This is a genomic window from Streptomyces sp. NPDC053541, from assembly GCF_044544705.1.
Taxonomy (GTDB): domain Bacteria; phylum Actinomycetota; class Actinomycetes; order Streptomycetales; family Streptomycetaceae; genus Streptomyces.
In genome coordinates, this window is sequence record NZ_JBITXM010000012.1 from 377,244 (window position 1) to 393,430 (window position 16,187).

Annotated in this window: 19 protein-coding genes; 8 read left to right on the top strand and 11 right to left on the bottom strand. The window is 74.4% G+C overall.

The window, feature by feature from the left end; all coding sequences use genetic code 11:
* Positions 1 to 97: 97 nt before the first annotated feature.
* On the bottom strand, positions 98 to 928 hold the full coding sequence (ddaH, locus tag ACIGW2_RS30425; RefSeq protein ID WP_391654420.1) for a dimethylargininase: 831 nt from the start codon (positions 926 to 928) through the stop codon (positions 98 to 100).
* Positions 929 to 1,198: 270 nt separating this feature from the next.
* Here ddaH and ACIGW2_RS30430 point away from each other — a divergent pair, with 270 nt between their 5' ends.
* On the top strand, positions 1,199 to 1,969 hold the full coding sequence (locus tag ACIGW2_RS30430) for a bifunctional DNA primase/polymerase (RefSeq protein WP_391654421.1): 771 nt from the start codon (positions 1,199 to 1,201) through the stop codon (positions 1,967 to 1,969).
* 83 nt (positions 1,970 to 2,052) lie between these two features.
* On the opposite strand, the gene ACIGW2_RS30435 is transcribed toward ACIGW2_RS30430, so the two are convergent.
* The 4 genes from ACIGW2_RS30435 to efeO all read right to left on the bottom strand — a co-directional run bounded on the left by ACIGW2_RS30435 (position 2,053) and on the right by efeO (position 6,565).
* Positions 2,053 to 3,012, bottom strand: coding sequence for a hypothetical protein (locus ACIGW2_RS30435; protein WP_391654422.1), 960 nt, complete (start codon positions 3,010 to 3,012; stop codon positions 2,053 to 2,055).
* 64 nt (positions 3,013 to 3,076) lie between these two features.
* A complete protein-coding gene (efeU, locus tag ACIGW2_RS30440; protein WP_391654423.1) occupies positions 3,077 to 3,970 on the bottom strand; it encodes an iron uptake transporter permease EfeU in 894 nt (297 codons plus the stop codon).
* Positions 3,971 to 4,038: 68 nt separating this feature from the next.
* A complete protein-coding gene (gene efeB, locus ACIGW2_RS30445; protein WP_392176946.1) occupies positions 4,039 to 5,364 on the bottom strand; it encodes an iron uptake transporter deferrochelatase/peroxidase subunit in 1,326 nt (441 codons plus the stop codon).
* A gap of 46 nt (positions 5,365 to 5,410) precedes the next feature.
* Positions 5,411 to 6,565, bottom strand: a complete 1,155-nt coding sequence (efeO, locus tag ACIGW2_RS30450; RefSeq protein ID WP_391654425.1) for an iron uptake system protein EfeO — start codon at positions 6,563 to 6,565, stop codon at positions 5,411 to 5,413.
* A 331-nt stretch (positions 6,566 to 6,896) separates the two neighbouring features.
* Here efeO and ACIGW2_RS30455 point away from each other — a divergent pair, with 331 nt between their 5' ends.
* Entirely contained in the window at positions 6,897 to 7,565 is a 669-nt protein-coding gene (locus ACIGW2_RS30455) for a PhzF family phenazine biosynthesis protein (RefSeq protein ID WP_391654426.1), read from the top strand.
* 15 nt (positions 7,566 to 7,580) lie between these two features.
* Here ACIGW2_RS30455 and ACIGW2_RS30460 read toward each other — a convergent pair whose 3' ends face one another.
* Positions 7,581 to 8,234, bottom strand: a complete 654-nt coding sequence (locus ACIGW2_RS30460) for a heme oxygenase (biliverdin-producing) (RefSeq protein WP_391654427.1) — start codon at positions 8,232 to 8,234, stop codon at positions 7,581 to 7,583.
* A 135-nt stretch (positions 8,235 to 8,369) separates the two neighbouring features.
* Positions 8,370 to 9,227, bottom strand: coding sequence for a type I methionyl aminopeptidase (gene map, locus ACIGW2_RS30465; protein WP_361587280.1), 858 nt, complete (start codon positions 9,225 to 9,227; stop codon positions 8,370 to 8,372).
* Positions 9,228 to 9,284: 57 nt separating this feature from the next.
* Between map and ACIGW2_RS30470 the strand changes: the two genes are divergently transcribed.
* The gene (locus tag ACIGW2_RS30470) at positions 9,285 to 9,545 is read left to right on the top strand and encodes a hypothetical protein (protein ID WP_391654428.1); all 261 of its coding nucleotides are present in this window, start codon (positions 9,285 to 9,287) and stop codon (positions 9,543 to 9,545) included.
* A 54-nt stretch (positions 9,546 to 9,599) separates the two neighbouring features.
* On the opposite strand, the gene ACIGW2_RS30475 is transcribed toward ACIGW2_RS30470, so the two are convergent.
* Together ACIGW2_RS30475 and ACIGW2_RS30480 are read right to left on the bottom strand one after the other, a co-directional pair.
* Positions 9,600 to 10,397 (bottom strand): hypothetical protein, encoded by a 798-nt coding sequence (locus tag ACIGW2_RS30475; protein ID WP_399847157.1) that lies wholly within the window; start codon positions 10,395 to 10,397, stop codon positions 9,600 to 9,602.
* Positions 10,394 to 10,966: an RNA polymerase sigma factor gene (locus tag ACIGW2_RS30480; protein WP_391654430.1), complete on the bottom strand. Its 573-nt coding sequence runs from the start codon at positions 10,964 to 10,966 to the stop codon at positions 10,394 to 10,396. The genes ACIGW2_RS30475 and ACIGW2_RS30480 overlap by 4 nt, the downstream gene beginning before the upstream one ends.
* A gap of 191 nt (positions 10,967 to 11,157) precedes the next feature.
* On the opposite strand from ACIGW2_RS30480, the gene ACIGW2_RS30485 reads away from it, so the two are divergent.
* Positions 11,158 to 11,679: a plastocyanin/azurin family copper-binding protein gene (locus tag ACIGW2_RS30485; protein WP_391654431.1), complete on the top strand. Its 522-nt coding sequence runs from the start codon at positions 11,158 to 11,160 to the stop codon at positions 11,677 to 11,679.
* Positions 11,669 to 12,121: a hypothetical protein gene (locus tag ACIGW2_RS30490; protein WP_391654432.1), complete on the top strand. Its 453-nt coding sequence runs from the start codon at positions 11,669 to 11,671 to the stop codon at positions 12,119 to 12,121. Before ACIGW2_RS30485 ends, ACIGW2_RS30490 begins: the two co-directional genes overlap by 11 nt.
* A 9-nt stretch (positions 12,122 to 12,130) precedes the next feature.
* Here ACIGW2_RS30490 and ACIGW2_RS30495 read toward each other — a convergent pair whose 3' ends face one another.
* The gene (locus ACIGW2_RS30495; protein ID WP_361587271.1) at positions 12,131 to 12,736 is read right to left on the bottom strand and encodes a hypothetical protein; all 606 of its coding nucleotides are present in this window, start codon (positions 12,734 to 12,736) and stop codon (positions 12,131 to 12,133) included.
* Positions 12,737 to 12,836: 100 nt separating this feature from the next.
* Here ACIGW2_RS30495 and npdG point away from each other — a divergent pair, with 100 nt between their 5' ends.
* Positions 12,837 to 13,538 carry an NADPH-dependent F420 reductase gene (gene npdG / locus ACIGW2_RS30500; RefSeq protein WP_356076571.1) on the top strand — a complete coding sequence of 234 codons (702 nt, stop codon included), beginning with the start codon at positions 12,837 to 12,839 and terminating at the stop codon, positions 13,536 to 13,538.
* Positions 13,539 to 13,562: 24 nt separating this feature from the next.
* A complete protein-coding gene (locus ACIGW2_RS30505; protein ID WP_391654433.1) occupies positions 13,563 to 13,802 on the top strand; it encodes a hypothetical protein in 240 nt (79 codons plus the stop codon).
* Between the two features lie 16 nt (positions 13,803 to 13,818).
* On the opposite strand, the gene ACIGW2_RS30510 is transcribed toward ACIGW2_RS30505, so the two are convergent.
* A complete protein-coding gene (locus ACIGW2_RS30510) occupies positions 13,819 to 14,616 on the bottom strand; it encodes a site-2 protease family protein (protein WP_391654434.1) in 798 nt (265 codons plus the stop codon).
* Positions 14,617 to 14,862: 246 nt separating this feature from the next.
* On the opposite strand from ACIGW2_RS30510, the gene ACIGW2_RS30515 reads away from it, so the two are divergent.
* The coding region (locus ACIGW2_RS30515; RefSeq protein WP_399847159.1) for a BTAD domain-containing putative transcriptional regulator at positions 14,863 to 16,187 on the top strand (1,325 nt) is incomplete at its 3' end.

A 16,187-nucleotide genomic window follows, 5' to 3' on the forward strand; every position in this document is an offset into this window, starting at 1 on the left:
GGCCGGGGAGGTACCCCCACCTCCGCCTTGCGATCGCACGCACCAGACACCGCGAGCCCTGCCCTGCGGGCAAACGACGCCACTTTCCGGACAGGACCTAGGCCCGCAGCTCCTGGGTGCAGCACTTCACGCTGCCGCCGCCCTTGAGCAGTTCGCCCAAATCGATCCCGAGCGGCTCGAAGCCGCGCGCCCGCAGCGGCTCGAAGAGGCCCACCGCCGCCTGCGGCAGCAGCACGTGCCGGCCGTCGCTCACCGCGTTCAGGCCGAGCACGGCGGCGTCCTCGGCGCCCACCAGCAGGGCGTCGGGGAACAGGCGCCGCAGGACGGCACGGCTGCCGGGGGAGAAGGCGTCCGGGAAGTACATGATCTCGTCGGCCGCGTCGTCCAGCACGCACAGCGCCGTGTCCAGGTGGTAGTAGCGCGGGTCCACCAGCTCCAGGCCGATCACCGGCCGCCCGAAGAACTCCTGCGCCTCGTCGTGCGAGAGCGGGCTGGAGCGGAAGCCCCGGCCGGCCAGGATCCAGGTGGCGGTCACGGCGAAGTCGCCCTCGCCCTCGTTGACGTGCTCCGGCACCCGGACGTCCGCCTCCGGGAAACCGTTTCGCCGGAACCAGTCCAGGTGCGCCGCCGCCTCCGCGGAGCGCTGCGGATGGGCGAACCGCGCGCCGAGCACCCGGCCGTCCACCACGGTCGCGCCGTTCGCGGCGTAGACCATGTCGGGCAGGCCCGGCACCGGGTCCAGCAGCTCCACGGTGTGGCCGAGCGCACGGTAGCGGTCGCGCAGGTCCTCCCACTGCGCGAGGGCCAGCGGCAGGTCGACCGGCTTCGTGGGGTCCATCCAGGGGTTGATGGAGTACGTCACCTCGAAGTGCGTCGGTGGGCACATGAGGTAGCGGCGGGGCGCGGCCTCGCGCGGGGTGTGGCGCAAAGAGGGCTCCTCTGCGGTCGTCGATCGGTGAGCCCATGGTCCGCCCTCCGGCCGCGCCGCGCTGTGGACCGTTCGGGTGGTTCGGACCCGGTGCGGTGACCGGGCGCGGTGACCCGGTGCGGCGACCCGGGAGGGAGACCCGCGAAGGAGACCCCGGTTCCCGACTCCGGTCACCCGGGGCGCAGGATGGTGGGACCATGGAGTGCCGGCGGGGCGAACCCCGGCCGGAGACCGGACGACCACCGGGCGAACACGAGTGTGAGGGGATAGATGGGCGACGGCATCGGCCGCTACCGCGGCACGGAGAGCAGACTCGCACAGTGGTTCCGCAGGCGCCCCAGGCGCTCCGCGGCCGAGCTCGAGGACGAGCGCGAGACGTCGCTCCTGGCCGTCGCCGCAGCGGGCCTGCCGATCGCGCCCGCCGCCCACCCGGTCGGCTACCGGTGCTCCTGCGAGCGGATCGGCTGTCCCACCCCCGCCCGGCACCCGGTCTCCTTCGCCTGGCAGACCCAGTCGACCACCGACCGCGCCCAGATCGAGCGCTGGGCCCGGGCCCATCCCGAGGCGAACTTCATCACCGCCACCGGCATGGTCCACGACGTGCTCGACGTGCCCCTCGCCGCCGGCCGGGCCGCCCTGGAGCGGCTGCGCGCCGAGGGCGTCGAGCTCGGCCCGGTCGCCGTCTCCGAGGCCGCCGAGGACCGCCCCGACGCGGGCCGGATGTACTTCTACACCGCCACCCGCGGCACCCCCGAGGACGAGGACGAGTGGTGGCCCTGCGAGCTGGACTGCCATCCCGAGACCATGGACGAGCACCCCGGCCTGCGCTGGCACTGCCGCGGCTCCTATGTGCTCGTCCCGCCGTCCCGGCTCCCCGGTGAGGAGGGCAGCCAGCCCGCCCTGTCCTGGCTGCGCGGCCCCGAGCACGCGCTGCCCGAGCCGCTGAGCCTCCTGGAGGCGCTCACCGACGCCTGCGCCCGGCACGCCGCCGAGCAGGCGGAGCACGGCGAGCCCGCCGACCACGAGGTCGCCTGGCGCTGAGCCGCCGGGGCCGCGCGGGGCGGGGCGGCCGGGCCCGGGAGGCCACGGGCCACCGGCTACGGGCCACAGGCCACGGGCCGGGGCTACGAGCCCTCGGCCGCCGTCACGCCCTGGAGGCGGCCCAGGATCTCCACCCCGTCCGCCTGCGTGCCCGCCGGCTTCACCAGGGCCGCCTGGCTGGACACCCACCGCTTGGTGATCGTGTTCTTGACCTCGCCCGTCATCAGGGCCCGCACCTCCGCGCTCACCTTCGGGCGGTAGCCCGGCGCGGCGGTCTGCCGCTCGAAGTAGCGGGTGGCGAAGAAGACCAGGGCTCCGCCGTCCTCGGTGGCGAGGGCGAGCGGCGCGAAGTCGCCGCGGCTCTCGGCCTGGTCGACGTACTGGGTGGCGAGGCCCGGCCGGTTGGCGCCCTTCGTGCGCTCCGAGCGCCAGCCGGTGGTGTGGGTGCCGGGCGCGAACGGCCCCTGCTGCCCGTCCTTGAGGAAGGACACGTACCGCTCGCCGAGCCGCCCCGGCGCGACCGCGAGCTCCGGGCCGTCGGCGGCGACCGGCACCGCGTACCCCTCCTCCGTACGGAAGGCGGGCACCTCGTCCGGGGAGAGGATCGAGAGGTAGGCGACCTCCCACGGCTCGGCGGCGCTGCCGCGCAGGAAGACCAGCAGCCAGCGGGTGTCGCCCGGGCCGCCCTTGTCGGTGTCCCGGTTGGAGTCGGTGTCGGCGACGAACCAGCGCGGCCAGCCCGCCTTGCGCGGGATCGTGAACTTCGCGTCGGTCAGTTCCAGCGGCGTGTGGTTCGGGTTGCCGCCGGGGTTGGTGATCTGGCGGGAGCGCAGTCCGGCCTGGTTGATCTCGCCGAGCGGGCCGGTGACCTGGTCCGCGTCGAGGGCGGGGTCGTAGGCCTTGTCGGCCTTGTTGTAGGCGTCGGTGAAGTCCTTGAGGGCCTTGGCGGCCTCGGCCGGGCTCGCCGCGGGGAGCAGCGCCTGCTCGCCGTGCACGGTGACGCAGCCGCTCGCGGACAGCGCGAGCACGGTCGCGCCGATCACCGCCAGGCCGGCCCGGACCGGCCGGCCCGTCCGGACCGGTCCGACCGCTCCGGACGGCGGCGTGTCAGCCGGTCGCCTCGGCCTCGTCCACCCGGTTCGCCTCAGCCTGCTCATCGCTCCCGGTCGCCTTCTGCTTCTCCACCCGCTGGGACGGACCCGACCCTACCGGGGCCAGGAAGACGGCGAGCGTGGGGATCAGATACAGCGCCCACACCGTGACCTGAACGACCGTCGGATCGGGCTGGAAGTTGAACACGCCCTTGAGCAGCGTGCCGTACCAGCTGTCCGGCGGGACCGTGGTGGAGATGTCGAAGGCCTTGTTCTCCAGGCCGCCGAGGAAGCGGGCCTCCTGGAGGTCGTGCACGCCGTACGCGAGGACGCCGGCCGCCACGACGACCAGCATGCCGCCGGTCCAGGTGAAGAACGTGGCCAGGTTGATCTTCAGCGCGCCCCGGTAGAACAGCCAGCCGAGCAGCACCGCGGTGAGCAGGCCGAGGACCACGCCGGCCAGCGGCGCGTAGGTGCCGTCGGAGGAGGCGCGCACCGAGGCCCACACGAAGAGCGCGGTCTCCAGGCCCTCGCGGCCGACGGCGAGGAAGGCGGTGGCGACCAGCGCGCCGGTGCCCATCCGCAGCGCCGCGTCCAGCTTGCCGTGCAGCTCGGCCCTGAGGTGCCGCGCGGTGCGCCGCATCCAGAAGACCATCCAGGTGACCAGGACCACGGCGAGGATCGACAGCGAGCCGCCGAGCAGCTCCTGCGCCTCGAAGGTCAGCTCCTGCGAGCCGAACTCGAGTCCGGCGCCGAAGGCGAGCGCGAGCCCGACGGCGACGCCGATGCCGATCCAGATCGGCCGCAGGGCGTCCTTGCGCCCGGTCTTCACCAGGTAGGCGATGAGGATGCAGACGACGAGGCTCGCTTCGAGCCCCTCGCGCAGGCCGATCAGATAGTTGCCGAACACGGCGGTTTCCTTCCGGAGTTACGACAGTCCCGAGAGCCCCGAGCGTTCCGGGAGCTCCGAGTTCCGAGCTACGCGAAGAGCTCCCGGCCCCACCAGTCGTCCTTGTCCCGGACGCCGGGCGGGACCGCGAAGATCGCCGAACCCACGTGCTGGGTGTACTCGTTGAGCGCGTCGCTGCGGGACAGCGAGGTCTGCACCGGGATGAAGCCGGTGCGCACGTCCCGCTGGTAGGCCAGGAAGAAGAGGCCGGCCTCCAGGCGGCCGAGGCCGTCCGTGCCGTCGGTGAAGGAGTAGCCGCGGCGCAGGATGGTCGCCCCGCCGTTGGAGTCGGGGTGCGCGAGGCGCACGTGCGAGTCCGGCTTCATGGCCTTGAGGAACGGCTCGTCGTGCTCCTTGGCCTTGCCGACCGGGGCGCCCTCCTTCTTGTCCCGGCCGAAGATGTCCTCCTGCTCGGCGAGCGGCGTGCGGTCCCAGGTCTCGATGTTCATCCGGATGCGGCGGGCCACCAGGTAGGAGCCGCCGTCCATCCAGGCCGCCGGGCCCTGGGCGTCCTTGCCGGACACCCACACGTGCTTGTCGAGGCGGTCGGTCTCGGTGCCGGCGATGTTGCGGGTGCCGTCCTTGAAGCCGAAGAGGTTGCGCGGGGTCTGCGCGTCCGGGGTGGTGGACGAGGTCTTGCCGAAGCCGAGCTGGGACCAGCGCACCGCGACCTTGCCGAAGCCGATCCGGGCGAGGTTGCGGATGGCGTGCACGGCGACCTGCGGGTCGTCGGCGCAGGCCTGCACGCACAGGTCGCCGCCGCTGCGGGCCGGGTCGAGGTTGTCGCCGGGGAACTTGGGCAGGTCGACCAGGGCCGCGGGCCGCCTGCCGGCGAGCCCGAAGCGCCCGTCGAAGAGGGAGGGGCCGAAGCCGATGGTGAGGGTGAGCCGGGAGGGCTTGAGGCCGAGGGCCTCGCCGGTGTCGTCCGGCGGGGCCTCCGGAAGGCCGCCGTAGGCGCCCTCGCCGACCTCGTGTCCCGCGGTCATCCGCTCGGCGGCCCGGGTCCAGTCCTTCAGGAGCTGGACCAGCTCCGCGCGGTCCTTCGTCTTCACGTCGAAGGCGGCGAAGTGCAGCCGGTCCTGGACGGCGGTGGCGATGCCGGCCTGGTGGACGCCGTGGAAGGGGACGGCCGAGCCGCTGTCGGCGACCGGCGCGGTGTCGTCCTCGCGGCCCCGGGCCAGCGCGACGGCGCCGCCCGCGGCGGCCGCGCCGAGGGCGAGCCCGGCGCCGCCCCAGCCGATGACCGCGCGGCGGGAGGGCGCGGAGCCCTCCGGCCGCGCGGCGACCCGGGTGTCCCCGGCGCCCTCGGGTGCCGGGGCGGCCGCGGTGCCGGCCGTGGTGGTGTCCTCGCTCATGTCCAGGGCCCTCCCCTTCGCTCTCTGCTGTTTGCTCGACGACTGTTTACTTGACGACCGCGGCGGCGAGCTTGGAGAGCGGCTCGGCCAGGGCGTTGACGCCGTCCGACAGCTCCTTGCGCTGGGCGTCGGCGACCTTGTCGTACGAGGTGAAGACGTAGCTCGTCTTGTCCGTGCGGTACTTGTCGAGCAGCGTGTTCAGAGCGGCGAACTGCTTGTCGAGCTCGGCGACCAGCTTGGGGTCGTTCTTCTGCGCGACCGGCTTGAGCAGCTCGTAGGACTTCTGGGCGCCCTCGACGTTGGCCTTGAAGTCGACCAGGTCGGTGTGCGAGTAGCGCTCCTCCTCGCCGGTGACCTTGCCGGTGGCGACCTCGTCGAGGAGCTCCTTGGCGCCGTTGGCCATCGAGGTCGGGGTGATGTCGGCCTTGCCGACCCGCTTCACCCAGTCGGCGAGGTCCTTGTCGAGGAGGTCGGCGAGCTGCTTCTCGCGGTCGCCGATCTTCTTGTCCTGCCACAGCGCCTTCTCCAGGCGGTGCCAGCCGGTCCAGTCCTTCACCGGGTCCTGGCCGGCCTCCAGGCCGTCCTCGCGGACGTCGACCTTGGGGTCGATGTCGCCGAAGGACTCGGCGACCGGCTCGGTGCGCTCCCAGCCGATGCGGGACTCGGCGTAGGCCTTCTTGGCGGCCTCGACGTCACCGGCGCGGACGGCGTCGGTGAAGACCTTCACCTTCGGCAGCGTCTCGTCGGCCTGGGCCTGCACGTACTGGCGGTAGGCGGCGACGGCCGTGTCCATCTCCGGGGAGCGCTTGGCGCCCTTGGCGCCGGTGGCGGTGACCTTCTGGCGGATGCCGTCGCCCTTCATGCCGGGCTTGCAGGCGATCTCGTAGTCGCCGGCCTTGATCTCGGCGGTGATGGTGGCCTTGGTGCCGGGGCCGATGTTCTCGCGCTCGGTCACGATCCGGTCGTCCGGGTAGAGGACGTAGACCTCGGTGACCTTGCTGCCGCGGTTCTCCACCGCCAGCTCGACGTGCCCGGCCGGGAACTGCTTGTCCGACACCTCGCAGGAGTCGTCCTTCGCGATCACCTGGATCGCCCCGTTGGAGTCCGAGGAGGCGTCGCTTTTCTGCGCGCACCCCGTGACGGCGGCCAGGGTCGCCGCGGTCGCGGCGGCGGTGACGACGGAGAGGCGGACGGCTCGCATGAGGGCTCCACTCGGGGACGGAACGCTGGGGACGGGGTGAGGCGGACCTAACTTAACCGAGGCTTACCTGAGCGATACCCGCCCGTCCAGTGATTCAGCTCTCAGGTCCGGCGAACCGGACACGGTGCGGTCACGGCAGGCTCATGGGTGTTTCACGGCTCGGTCAAGGGACGGTCAAGGGGGAGGGTTTGACCCGATTCGTGCTACGGATGGGTAGCCCGGGGCCCTTCCTGGGAGGCCGCTGGCTCCTCCGTGCGGCGAGACGGCCCCCGCGTCCGGCCGATTCCCGGCGGACCGGCGGACGGGGGCGCGTGGATGCTTGAATTCCGCCATGAACACGACTGACATCGACGTCCTGCGGGTCTTCTGCGCCGGCGACGGGCGACACGGCAACGCCCTCGGCGTCGTGCGGGACGGGCGCGCGCGGCCCGACGAGGCGGGGCGGCAGGCGCTCGCCAAGGAGCTCGGGTTCAGCGAGACCGTGTTCGTCGACGACCCCGAGCGCGGCGTCGTCGACATCTACACGCCCGGCGTCCGGCTGCCCTTCGCCGGGCATCCGCTCGTCGGCACCGCCTGGCTGCTCGACCTGGAGCTGGTGTGCCCGCCGGCCGGGGAGGTGTGGGTGCGCGGGGACGGCGAGTTCACCTGGATCGAGGCCCGCGCCGAGTGGGCGCCGCCGCGCACCCTGCGGCAGTACGGCTCCGCCGCCGAGGTCGACGCGCTGACGGTGCCCGCGCCGGGGGAGTGGATCTACGCCTGGGCCTGGGAGGACGAGGCCGCCGGACGGGTCAGGGCGCGCGGCTTCCCGGGGCGCGGCGACGGCATCGACGAGGACGAGGCCACCGGCGCCGCCGCGCTGCTGCTCACCGCCGAACTCGGCCGCGCCCTCAACATCACCCAGGGGCGCGGCTCCCAGCTGCTCACCGCGCCCGGCCCCGACGGCGTCATCGAACTCGGCGGCCGGGTCCGCCTGGAGCGGACCCTGACCCTGACCCTCTGAGCCCCCCGGGGCGCCTCAGGCCGCGCTGAGCGGGAACTCGCCCGCCAGCTCGCGGAACACCGCGCCGTTGAAGTCGAAGGCGCGCTTGCACTCGTCGACGATCCGCTGCTTCTCCAGGTCGTCGGCGTTCACCGCGTCCAGCAGCTCCCGGTAACCCCGCTTGAACGCCGCCGGGTTGGCGATGTCCTCGAAGACGTAGAAGCGCACGCCGTCGCCCTTGCGCGCGAAGCCCCAGGTGCGCTCGGCCCGGTCGCGGATGATCTGACCGCCCGACAGGTCGCCCAGGTAGCGCGTGTAGTGGTGGGCCACGTAGCCCGCGGGCCAGCGGCGGGCGCACTCGGCGACCCGCGCCGCGTACGCCTCGGTGGCCGGCAGGGCCGAGACCCCGGCCCGCCAGTCCGGGCCGCGCAGATGCGCGAGGTCCTGCTCCAGGGCGGCCGTGCGGAACAGCTCCGGCCGTATGAAGGGCCCCGCCACCGGGTCGGAGCGCAGCGCCTCCGCGCCGTCCTCCAGGGCCCGGTACACGAACCACAGCTGCTCCGTGTAGCGCGCGTAGGCGTCCACGCCCAGGCGTCCGCCGAGGAGGTCGCTCATGAACGTCGACGTCTCGGCTTCCGTGTGCTGCTCCTGCGAGGCCGTACGGATGAGCGTCGAGAAGGGCGTGTCCAAGGCGTGCCTCCGGGACCGTCGGGACCGTGGGGTGACCGCGGGGGTCGGGAACCGTGTCGATCGTGCCCACTTAGGCTTGCCTAAGTCAACCGGTTCCCGACGTCCTGTCGGTAAAAACGCTACCCCTCGGACGGGTCAGGGCAACGTGAGGATGTCCGCCCCGTTCTCGGTCACCACCAGGGTGTGCTCGAACTGCGCCGTCCGCTTCCGGTCCTTGGTCACCACGGTCCAGCCGTCGTCCCACATGTCGTACTCGTGGGTGCCGAGCGTCAGCATCGGCTCGATCGTGAAGGTCATGCCCGGCTGCATCACCGTCGTGTGGTGCGGCGAGTCGTAGTGCGGAATGATCAGTCCGGAATGGAAGGACGAGTTGATGCCGTGCCCGGTGAAGTCCCGTACCACGCCGTAGCCGAAGCGCTTGGCGTACGACTCGATGACCCGCCCGATGACGTTGACCTGGCGGCCCGGCCGGACCGCCTTGATGGCGCGGTTCAGCGCCTCCCGGGTGCGCTCGACCAGCAGCCGGGACTCCTCGTCCACGTCGCCGCACAGGTAGGTGGCGTTGTTGTCGCCGTGGACGCCGCCGATGAAGGCCGTCACGTCCAGGTTCACGATGTCGCCGTCGCGCAGCACCGTCGAGTCGGGGATGCCGTGGCAGATGACCTCGTTGACGGAGGTGCACAGCGACTTCGGGAAGCCGCGGTAGCCGAGGGTGGACGGGTAGGCGCCGTGGTCGCACAGGAACGCGTGCGCCACCTCGTCCAGCTTGTCGGTGGTCACACCGGGCGCGATGTGCTTGGCGGCCTCCTCCATCGCCTGCGCGGCGAGGCGGCCGGCGATCCGCATCCGCTCGATGGTCTCGGCGTCCTGCACCTCGGGACCGGTGTACGGGGCGGGGGCGGGCTTTCCGACGTATTCGGGGCGGCGGATGGACCCCGGAACGGAACGGTGGGGGGACAGCTCCCCCGGAACGAGAAGCGACTGGCCAGACATGTCAGCGAGTCTAACGACCGCGTCTGGGGCAGCATGGTGACGGAGGAAGGAGCCGAGATGGCCCTGTTCAAGAAGCGTACGGCCGGCAAGCCGGGCGAGTGGTACTACTGCCTGGAGCACAAGAAGGTCGAAGAGGGCCCGGAGTGCCCCGCCAAGAACCGCTTCGGCCCCTACGCCTCCCCGGAGGAGGCCGCCCACGCCATGGAGACCGCCCGCGAGCGGAACCTGGAGTGGGACACCGACCCGCGCTGGCACGAACGGGCGGGCGACGGCGACGGTGACGGCGAGGGGACCGGGACCGGGACCGCGACCCCCTGACCCGGGGGCCGCCCGGCAGGGCGGGACTCACAGGGCGGGGCCCACGGGCGGGGCTCACGAGGCGGTGAAGCGGGCCGTCGCGAGCACCGTGCCATCGGGGGCCACCAGCCGGGCCCCGGCCGGCGCCTCCGGGCCGACGGGGGCCGGCGCGCCCCAGTAGCCCTCGCCCCCGTGCAGCGCGAACGAGCCGAGGGCCACGACCGAGCCGTCCGTCCGGACCAGGAGGCACCGCACCGGGCCGTCACCGGCGGCGGCCCGGTCGCCGAGGTCGACCGCCATGGAGACCCAGCCCTCCCCACCGCCCTCGGCCGGGTGCGCGTAGATCCGGCCCACCGGGCTCCCGCCCGCGACCAGCTCCGCCTCCAGGACCCGCGCGTCCGGGGCCACCACTCCGCTCGGCGCGCCCGCCACCACGCCGCCGACCGCCCACCCCCCGAACCCCAGCGCCACCGCGGCCCCCGCCCCGGCGAGCGCGAGCCGCACCCGCCGGAGCCGGGCCCGCCGCCGGCCGCGCACCGGGGACGCGGGCCCCGGCCCGGGAGGCACGACGCCGGTCCGCGGCGGGCCCGCCCGTACGGGATCGGCCGGCGGCGCAGCCGCGCCCGCCGTCTCCGGCGGTGGGGCCACCGTCCGGAGCACGCGGCTCTCGAAGCCCGCCGGCGGCTCGGTGCCCGGCAGCAGCCCGAGGAGCCCGTCGCCGACCGCCGTCAGACGCGCCACGTGGGCCCGGCAGTCCGGACACCGGTCCAGATGGGCCACCGCCGCCGCGCGCTCGCGGGCCGGCAGGATCCCCAGCGCCAGCTCGGCGGCGCCCTCGCGCAGCCGCCCGCAGTCCGGGCCGGAGCCGTTCACCGCGTTCCCTCGCTCTCGCCCTCCAGGAGCGCCCGCACCTTGATCGTCCCCGCCCGGATCCGGGTCTTCGCCGTGCCCAGCGGCACGCCCTCGAAGACGGCCACCTCCCGCGCGGTCATCCCGTAGATCCCGGCCATCACCAGCGCCCGCGCCTGCTCCCGGGGCAGCGCGGCCACCGCCCGCCGGACCCGTTCCGCCGCCTCGTCGGCCAGCGCCCGCCGCTCCGGCGTCTCCGTCACGATCCCCACCAGCGCCTCCAGGTCCTCCGGGGCCACCGGGACGGCGCGCCGCGCCCGTACCGCGTCGATCGCCAGGCGGTGCGCGATCGTCGTCAGCCAGGTCCGCACCGAGCCGCGCCGCCCGTCGTACACGGCGGCGTGCCGCCAGGCCCGCTCGAAGGTCTGCTGGGCCACGTCCTCGGCGAGCCGCGGATCGCCCAGGACGGCGAACGCGACCCCGTAGACCGGGCGCTGGAAACGGCGCACGAACGCCACCGCGATCTCCGGATCGCCGGTCGCGAGACCGGAGAGCAGTGCCTCGTCGGGAACCCGCTCCAGCGGAAGGCCCATGCGTCCCACACCCGTGGATACGTCCGGCGCCCCGGAAGGGATCGCCCGCGGCCCGGCCGTGCTCCCATTCTCCGCCCGGGGGCCCGGCGGCCCCCGTCGGCCCGCCGCCGTCGGGCCGGCCCGCAATCCCGGGGCGCGCCGGGCCCGTATCCCCTGTGGGGGACCGGAGCACCGAGCCGGAGGGCCGAGCGATGACCGAGCCGAGGAACCGGAGCCGGAACCGGACCCCGAGCCGGACCCGGGCGCGCGCGGGGACCCGGGCGCGGACCCGCGCGCTGCTCGTGCTGCCGGCCGCCGCGCTGGCCGGCCTCCTCGCCGCCTGCGGGAACGGCGACGGCGGCGGCTCCGAGGACGGCACCACCGCCCCGCCGCCCGCCGGTTCCACCAAGGTGACCACGGACCTGGCCGACTTCCGGATCACGCTGTCCCAGAAGACCTTCACCCCCGGCACGTACGCCTTCGTCCTGAAGAACACCGGTCACCACGACCACGCCCTGGAGATCGAGGGCCCGGGCGGCGAGAACCGCTCGGACACCATCGGCCCCGGCGAGTCCACCACGTTCACCGTGACCCTGAAGGACGGCACCTACGAGGTCTACTGCCCCGTCGACGGTCACGAGGACCAGGGCATGAAGACCGCGATCACCGTGTCCGGCACCCCGGCCGAACAGCCCGACGCCCCTTCTCCCACCGCTCCCGGCCATGGCTACTGAACGGACCCGCCGCACCGCCGTGCTGGTGCTGCGGATCGCCGCCGCGGCCCTGACGGCGACGACGGGCGCGATCCACCTCCACCTGTGGGCCGAGGGCTACCGGGACCTGGCCACCGTCGGCCCCCTGTTCCTCCTGAACGGCGTCCTCGGCTGTCTGCTCGCCCTCGCCCTGCTCGTCACCCCGTACCACTGGCTCGGCCTGGTGGCCACCGCCACCGCCCTGTTCACCGCGGGCACCCTGGGCGCGCTCTTCCTGAGCCTGACCACCGGCCTGTTCGGCTTCGAGGAGTCGGCGGACGCCGACCTGGTGCGGCCGACCGCCGTCGTGGAGACCGCGGGCGTCCTCGTCCTGACCACCCTCGCCGTCTCCGCGCTCAGCCACCGCCACCACCGCCTCCCCGGCCACCACCACCATCGACAGGGGGCGCGGCCCGGGCCCTGAGGGCGGGGCTCACCAGCGGGCCGGCGGCGGCGCCGTCAGACGGTCCGCGAGGCGGGAGAGCCGGTCGCGGAACGCCGGGCGGCCGCGCGGGGCCGGCGGGAGGCAGTTCTCGCCGGTCGCGGCGCTCACCAGGTGCTGCACGGTGTCCAGGTCCACGCCGGCGTCCGCCGGCACCGCCAGGCTCTCGTGCGCGAGCCCGCACAGCTCGCCCTCGCCGGCGGTCAGCGAGAGCACCGTCGCCCCCGCCCGGCGGGCGTCGTGGATCCGTTCGAGCAGGCCCGCGTCGGGCCGGGACGGGGCCACCGCGAGCAGCGTCGAACCGCGGCCCGCCGACTCGATCCGGCCCAGGCCGACCGCCAGGTGCGCCGGGTCGCCCGGGCGGGTCCGGTGCCGGACCAGGGTCGGGGCCAGCTCGGGACGGCCCGACCAGGCCGCCTCGTCGACCAGGTGCGCGGCCAGGTGCCAGGGCTCGTACTCCACCGTTCCCACCAGCAGCAGCCCGCCGCCCCGCGGCAGCACCGAGGAGCGCAGCGACCCGGCGAACCGGCGGGCCGCGCCCGGCCACTCGGTCCCGGCGAGCACTTCGCGCAGCAGCGCGACACGTACGGCGTCCATGCCCCCGCATGCTGCCCGAGCCGCCCGCCCCGCGGGCCCGAACCCGGGTGGCCTCACCCGGACGGGGTCCCCCGGGGCGACCGGCCAGTAATGTCGGGCCATGACTTCCTCCACCACCGCCACCCCCGCCCCGAAGGACCCCTGGGACCTGCCCGACGTCTCCGGCCTCGTCGTCGGCGTCCTCGGCGGCACCGGCGACCAGGGCCGGGGCCTCGCCTACCGGCTCGCCAAGGCCGGCCAGAAGGTGATCATCGGCTCGCGCGCCGCCGACCGCGCCGCGGCCGCCGCCGCCGAGCTCGGCCTCGGCGTCGAGGGCGCCGACAACGCCGAGTGCGCCCGCCGCAGCGACGTCGTCATCGTCGCCGTCCCGTGGGACGGGCACGCCAAGACCCTGGAGTCGCTGCGCGAGGAGCTCGCCGGCAAGCTCGTCGTCGACTGCGTGAACCCGCTCGGCTTCGACAAGAAGGGCGCCTACGCCCTCAAGCCCGAGGAGGGCTCGGCCGCCGAGCAGGCCGCCGCGCTGCTGCCGGACTCCCGGGTCACCGCCGCCTTCCACCACCTCTCGGCGGTGCTGCTCCAGGACCCCACGATCGAGGAGATCGACACCGACGTCATGGTCCTCGGCGAGGTCCGCGCCGACGTCGAGATCGTCCAGGCCCTCGCCGGCCGCATCGCCGGCATGCGCGGGGTCTTCGCCGGCCGGCTGCGCAACGCCCACCAGGTCGAGTCGCTCGTCGCCAACCTGATCTCGGTGAACCGCCGCTACAAGGCCCACGCGGGCCTGCGCGTCACCGACGTCTGAGCCGGTCCCGGCCCGGACCGGGGCATGGGGGACACTGGACGGGCACGAAACGCCGTTTCCGGACAGGAGCCGACCCCCATGCCCCGTCTCGCCCTCTACGCCCTGGTCGTCTGCGCGCTCGCGGTCGTCGCGGCCGTCTTCTCCTTCGTCCAGGGCAACCTGATCGGCATCGTGTGGGTGCTGCTCGCCGGCCTGTCCTCGAACATGGCCTGGTTCTACCTCAAGCGCGCCCGCGCCACGGCGGAGCAGCAGACCCAGGGCTGACCGGCCCCCGCACGGCCTAGGCCGGCTGGCAGAACTCCGGGGTCTCGCGCCAGAAGCGGAAGAGGTCGAAGCCGCAGGCGCTGGAGGAGTCCGGCACGCCGAGCGCCTGCATGACCGTGTCGACCAGGTCGAAGAAGGCCCCGTTGACGGCCGGGACGTAGAGCAGGCCGATCACGATGAAGAAGCCGAACGGCGCGACCGGCTCGACCTGGCGCCGGATGGTGTACGAGAGCCAGGGCTCCACCACGCCGTACCCGTCCAGGCCCGGCACCGGCAGCAGGTTCAGGATCGCGGCCGTCACCTGGAGGAACGCCAGGAACGCCAGCGCGTACTGGAAGGTCACCGGCACCCCGTCCAGCGCGCCGAGCCAGAAGGGCGCGGTGCAGACGGCGGCGAAGAGCACGTTCGCCAGCGGACCGGCGGCCGAGATCAGGCTGTGCTTCCAGCGCCCGCGCACCCGGCCGCGGTCGATGAAGACGGCCCCGCCGGGCAGGCCGATGCCGCCCAGGATCACGAAGAGCACGGGCAGCACGATGCTCAGCACGGCGTGCGTGTACGCCATCGGGTTGAGCGTCAGATAGCCGCGGGCGCCCACCGTGATGTCGCCGCCGTGCAGGGCGGTGCGGGCGTGCGCGTACTCGTGCAGACAGAGCGAGACGATCCACGCCGAGGCCACGAAGAGGAAGACCGCGAGGCCGGGGGAGGCGGCGAAGTCCGTCCACACGGCCCAGCCGGTGACGGCCATGACCGCGAGGATCGCCAGGAAGACGGGGCTGATCCGCCGCTCGTCGTGGCGATGGGTGGTCGTGGACATGGACTGCGCTCCCCGTGGCCGGCCCGCGCCCGGCTCCGTACCGTGCGCGCGCGTTGCGTGTGTGTGCGTACTGCGTGTGTGCGTGCCGCCGGTGTGCGGCCCCGTGCTGCCTGCTTCGCGCACGCGTGCGTGCGTGCGGGAAACGTACCGGGACCCCGCCGCGGTTCCGCGCCCGGCCCCCGGACCACGGCCCGGCCCGGCGGCCCCCGGCACCCGTTTCCCCTCCCCGACCCGGAGAATGGGGGCGTGCGTTACAGCGTCCTCGGGCCCACGCAGGCCCACACGGCAGATGGCGGCATCGCGGTCGGGGGTCCGCGGGTGCGGGCGTTGCTCACCGTGCTCGCGTTGCGGGCCGGGCGCCCGGTGCCGGTGGGGGTGCTCGTGGACGAGGTCTGGGGCGCCGGGGCCGAGCCGCCCGCCGACGCGGTCGCCGCGCTCCAGGCGCTCGTGGGACGCCTGCGCCGGGCCCTCGGACACGAGCGGGTGGAGTCCACCGAGGGCGGCTACCGGCTCGCCGCCGACCCCGACGACGTGGACGCGCACCGCTTCGCCCGGCTCGCCGCCGAGGGCGCGCGCGAGCTGGACGCGGGCCGGCCCGGACCGGCCGCCGCGCTGCTCGACGAGGCGCTCGCCCTGTGGAAGGGCCCGGCCCTGGCCGACCTGCCCGACCGCACCGCCGAGGCCGCCCGATGGGAGGCCCGCCGGCTCGACGCCCGCCGGGCCCGGTGCGCCGCCGCGCTCGCGCTCGGCGAGGCCGCCGCCGTGCTTCCGGAGCTGGCCGCGCTCACCGCCGAGCACCCGCTGGACGAGCCGCTGCAGGCGCTGCGGATCCGCGCGCTGCGCGACACCGGCCGCCCGTCCGAGGCACTCGCCGCGTACGACGAGGTGCGGCGCTCTCTCGCCGACCGCCTCGGCGCCGACCCCTCGCCCGAACTCCGGGCCCTGCACGCCGCGTTGCTGGCCGCCCCGGAGGAGGCCCCCGAGGCCGCGCCGCGGGCGCCCCGCGACACCGCTCCCGGCGCCACCCCCGCCCCCGTACACCCCCGGCCCGTCACCGGCAACCTCCGCGCCCGGCTCACCAGCTTCGTCGGCCGCGAGGACGACATCTCCGCGCTCCAGGACGCCCTGACCACCGACCGCCTGGTCACCCTGCTCGGCCCCGGCGGCGCCGGAAAGACCCGGCTCTCCCAGGAGGCCGCCGAACGGGCCGCCGCGGGCGGCTGCTGGCCCGACGGCGTCTGGCTCGTCGAACTCGCCCCCGTCACCGACCCGGAGGCCGTCACCGAGGCCGTGCTCGGCGCGCTCGGCGGGCGCGAGACCGTCCTCTTCGGCGCGGGCGCCGAGGAACTGCGCCTCGGCGAGGACCCCCTCGACCGCCTCGTCGAACAGTGCGCCGGCCGCCGGCTCCTGCTGCTCCTCGACAACTGCGAGCACGTCGTCGGCGCCGCCGCCGCGCTGACCGAGCTGCTGCTCGCCCGCTGTCCCGGGGTGACGGTGCTGGCGACGAGTCGGGAGCCGTTGGGGGTGCCGGGGGAGGTGGTGCGGCCGGTGGGTCCGTTGCCGGAGGGGCC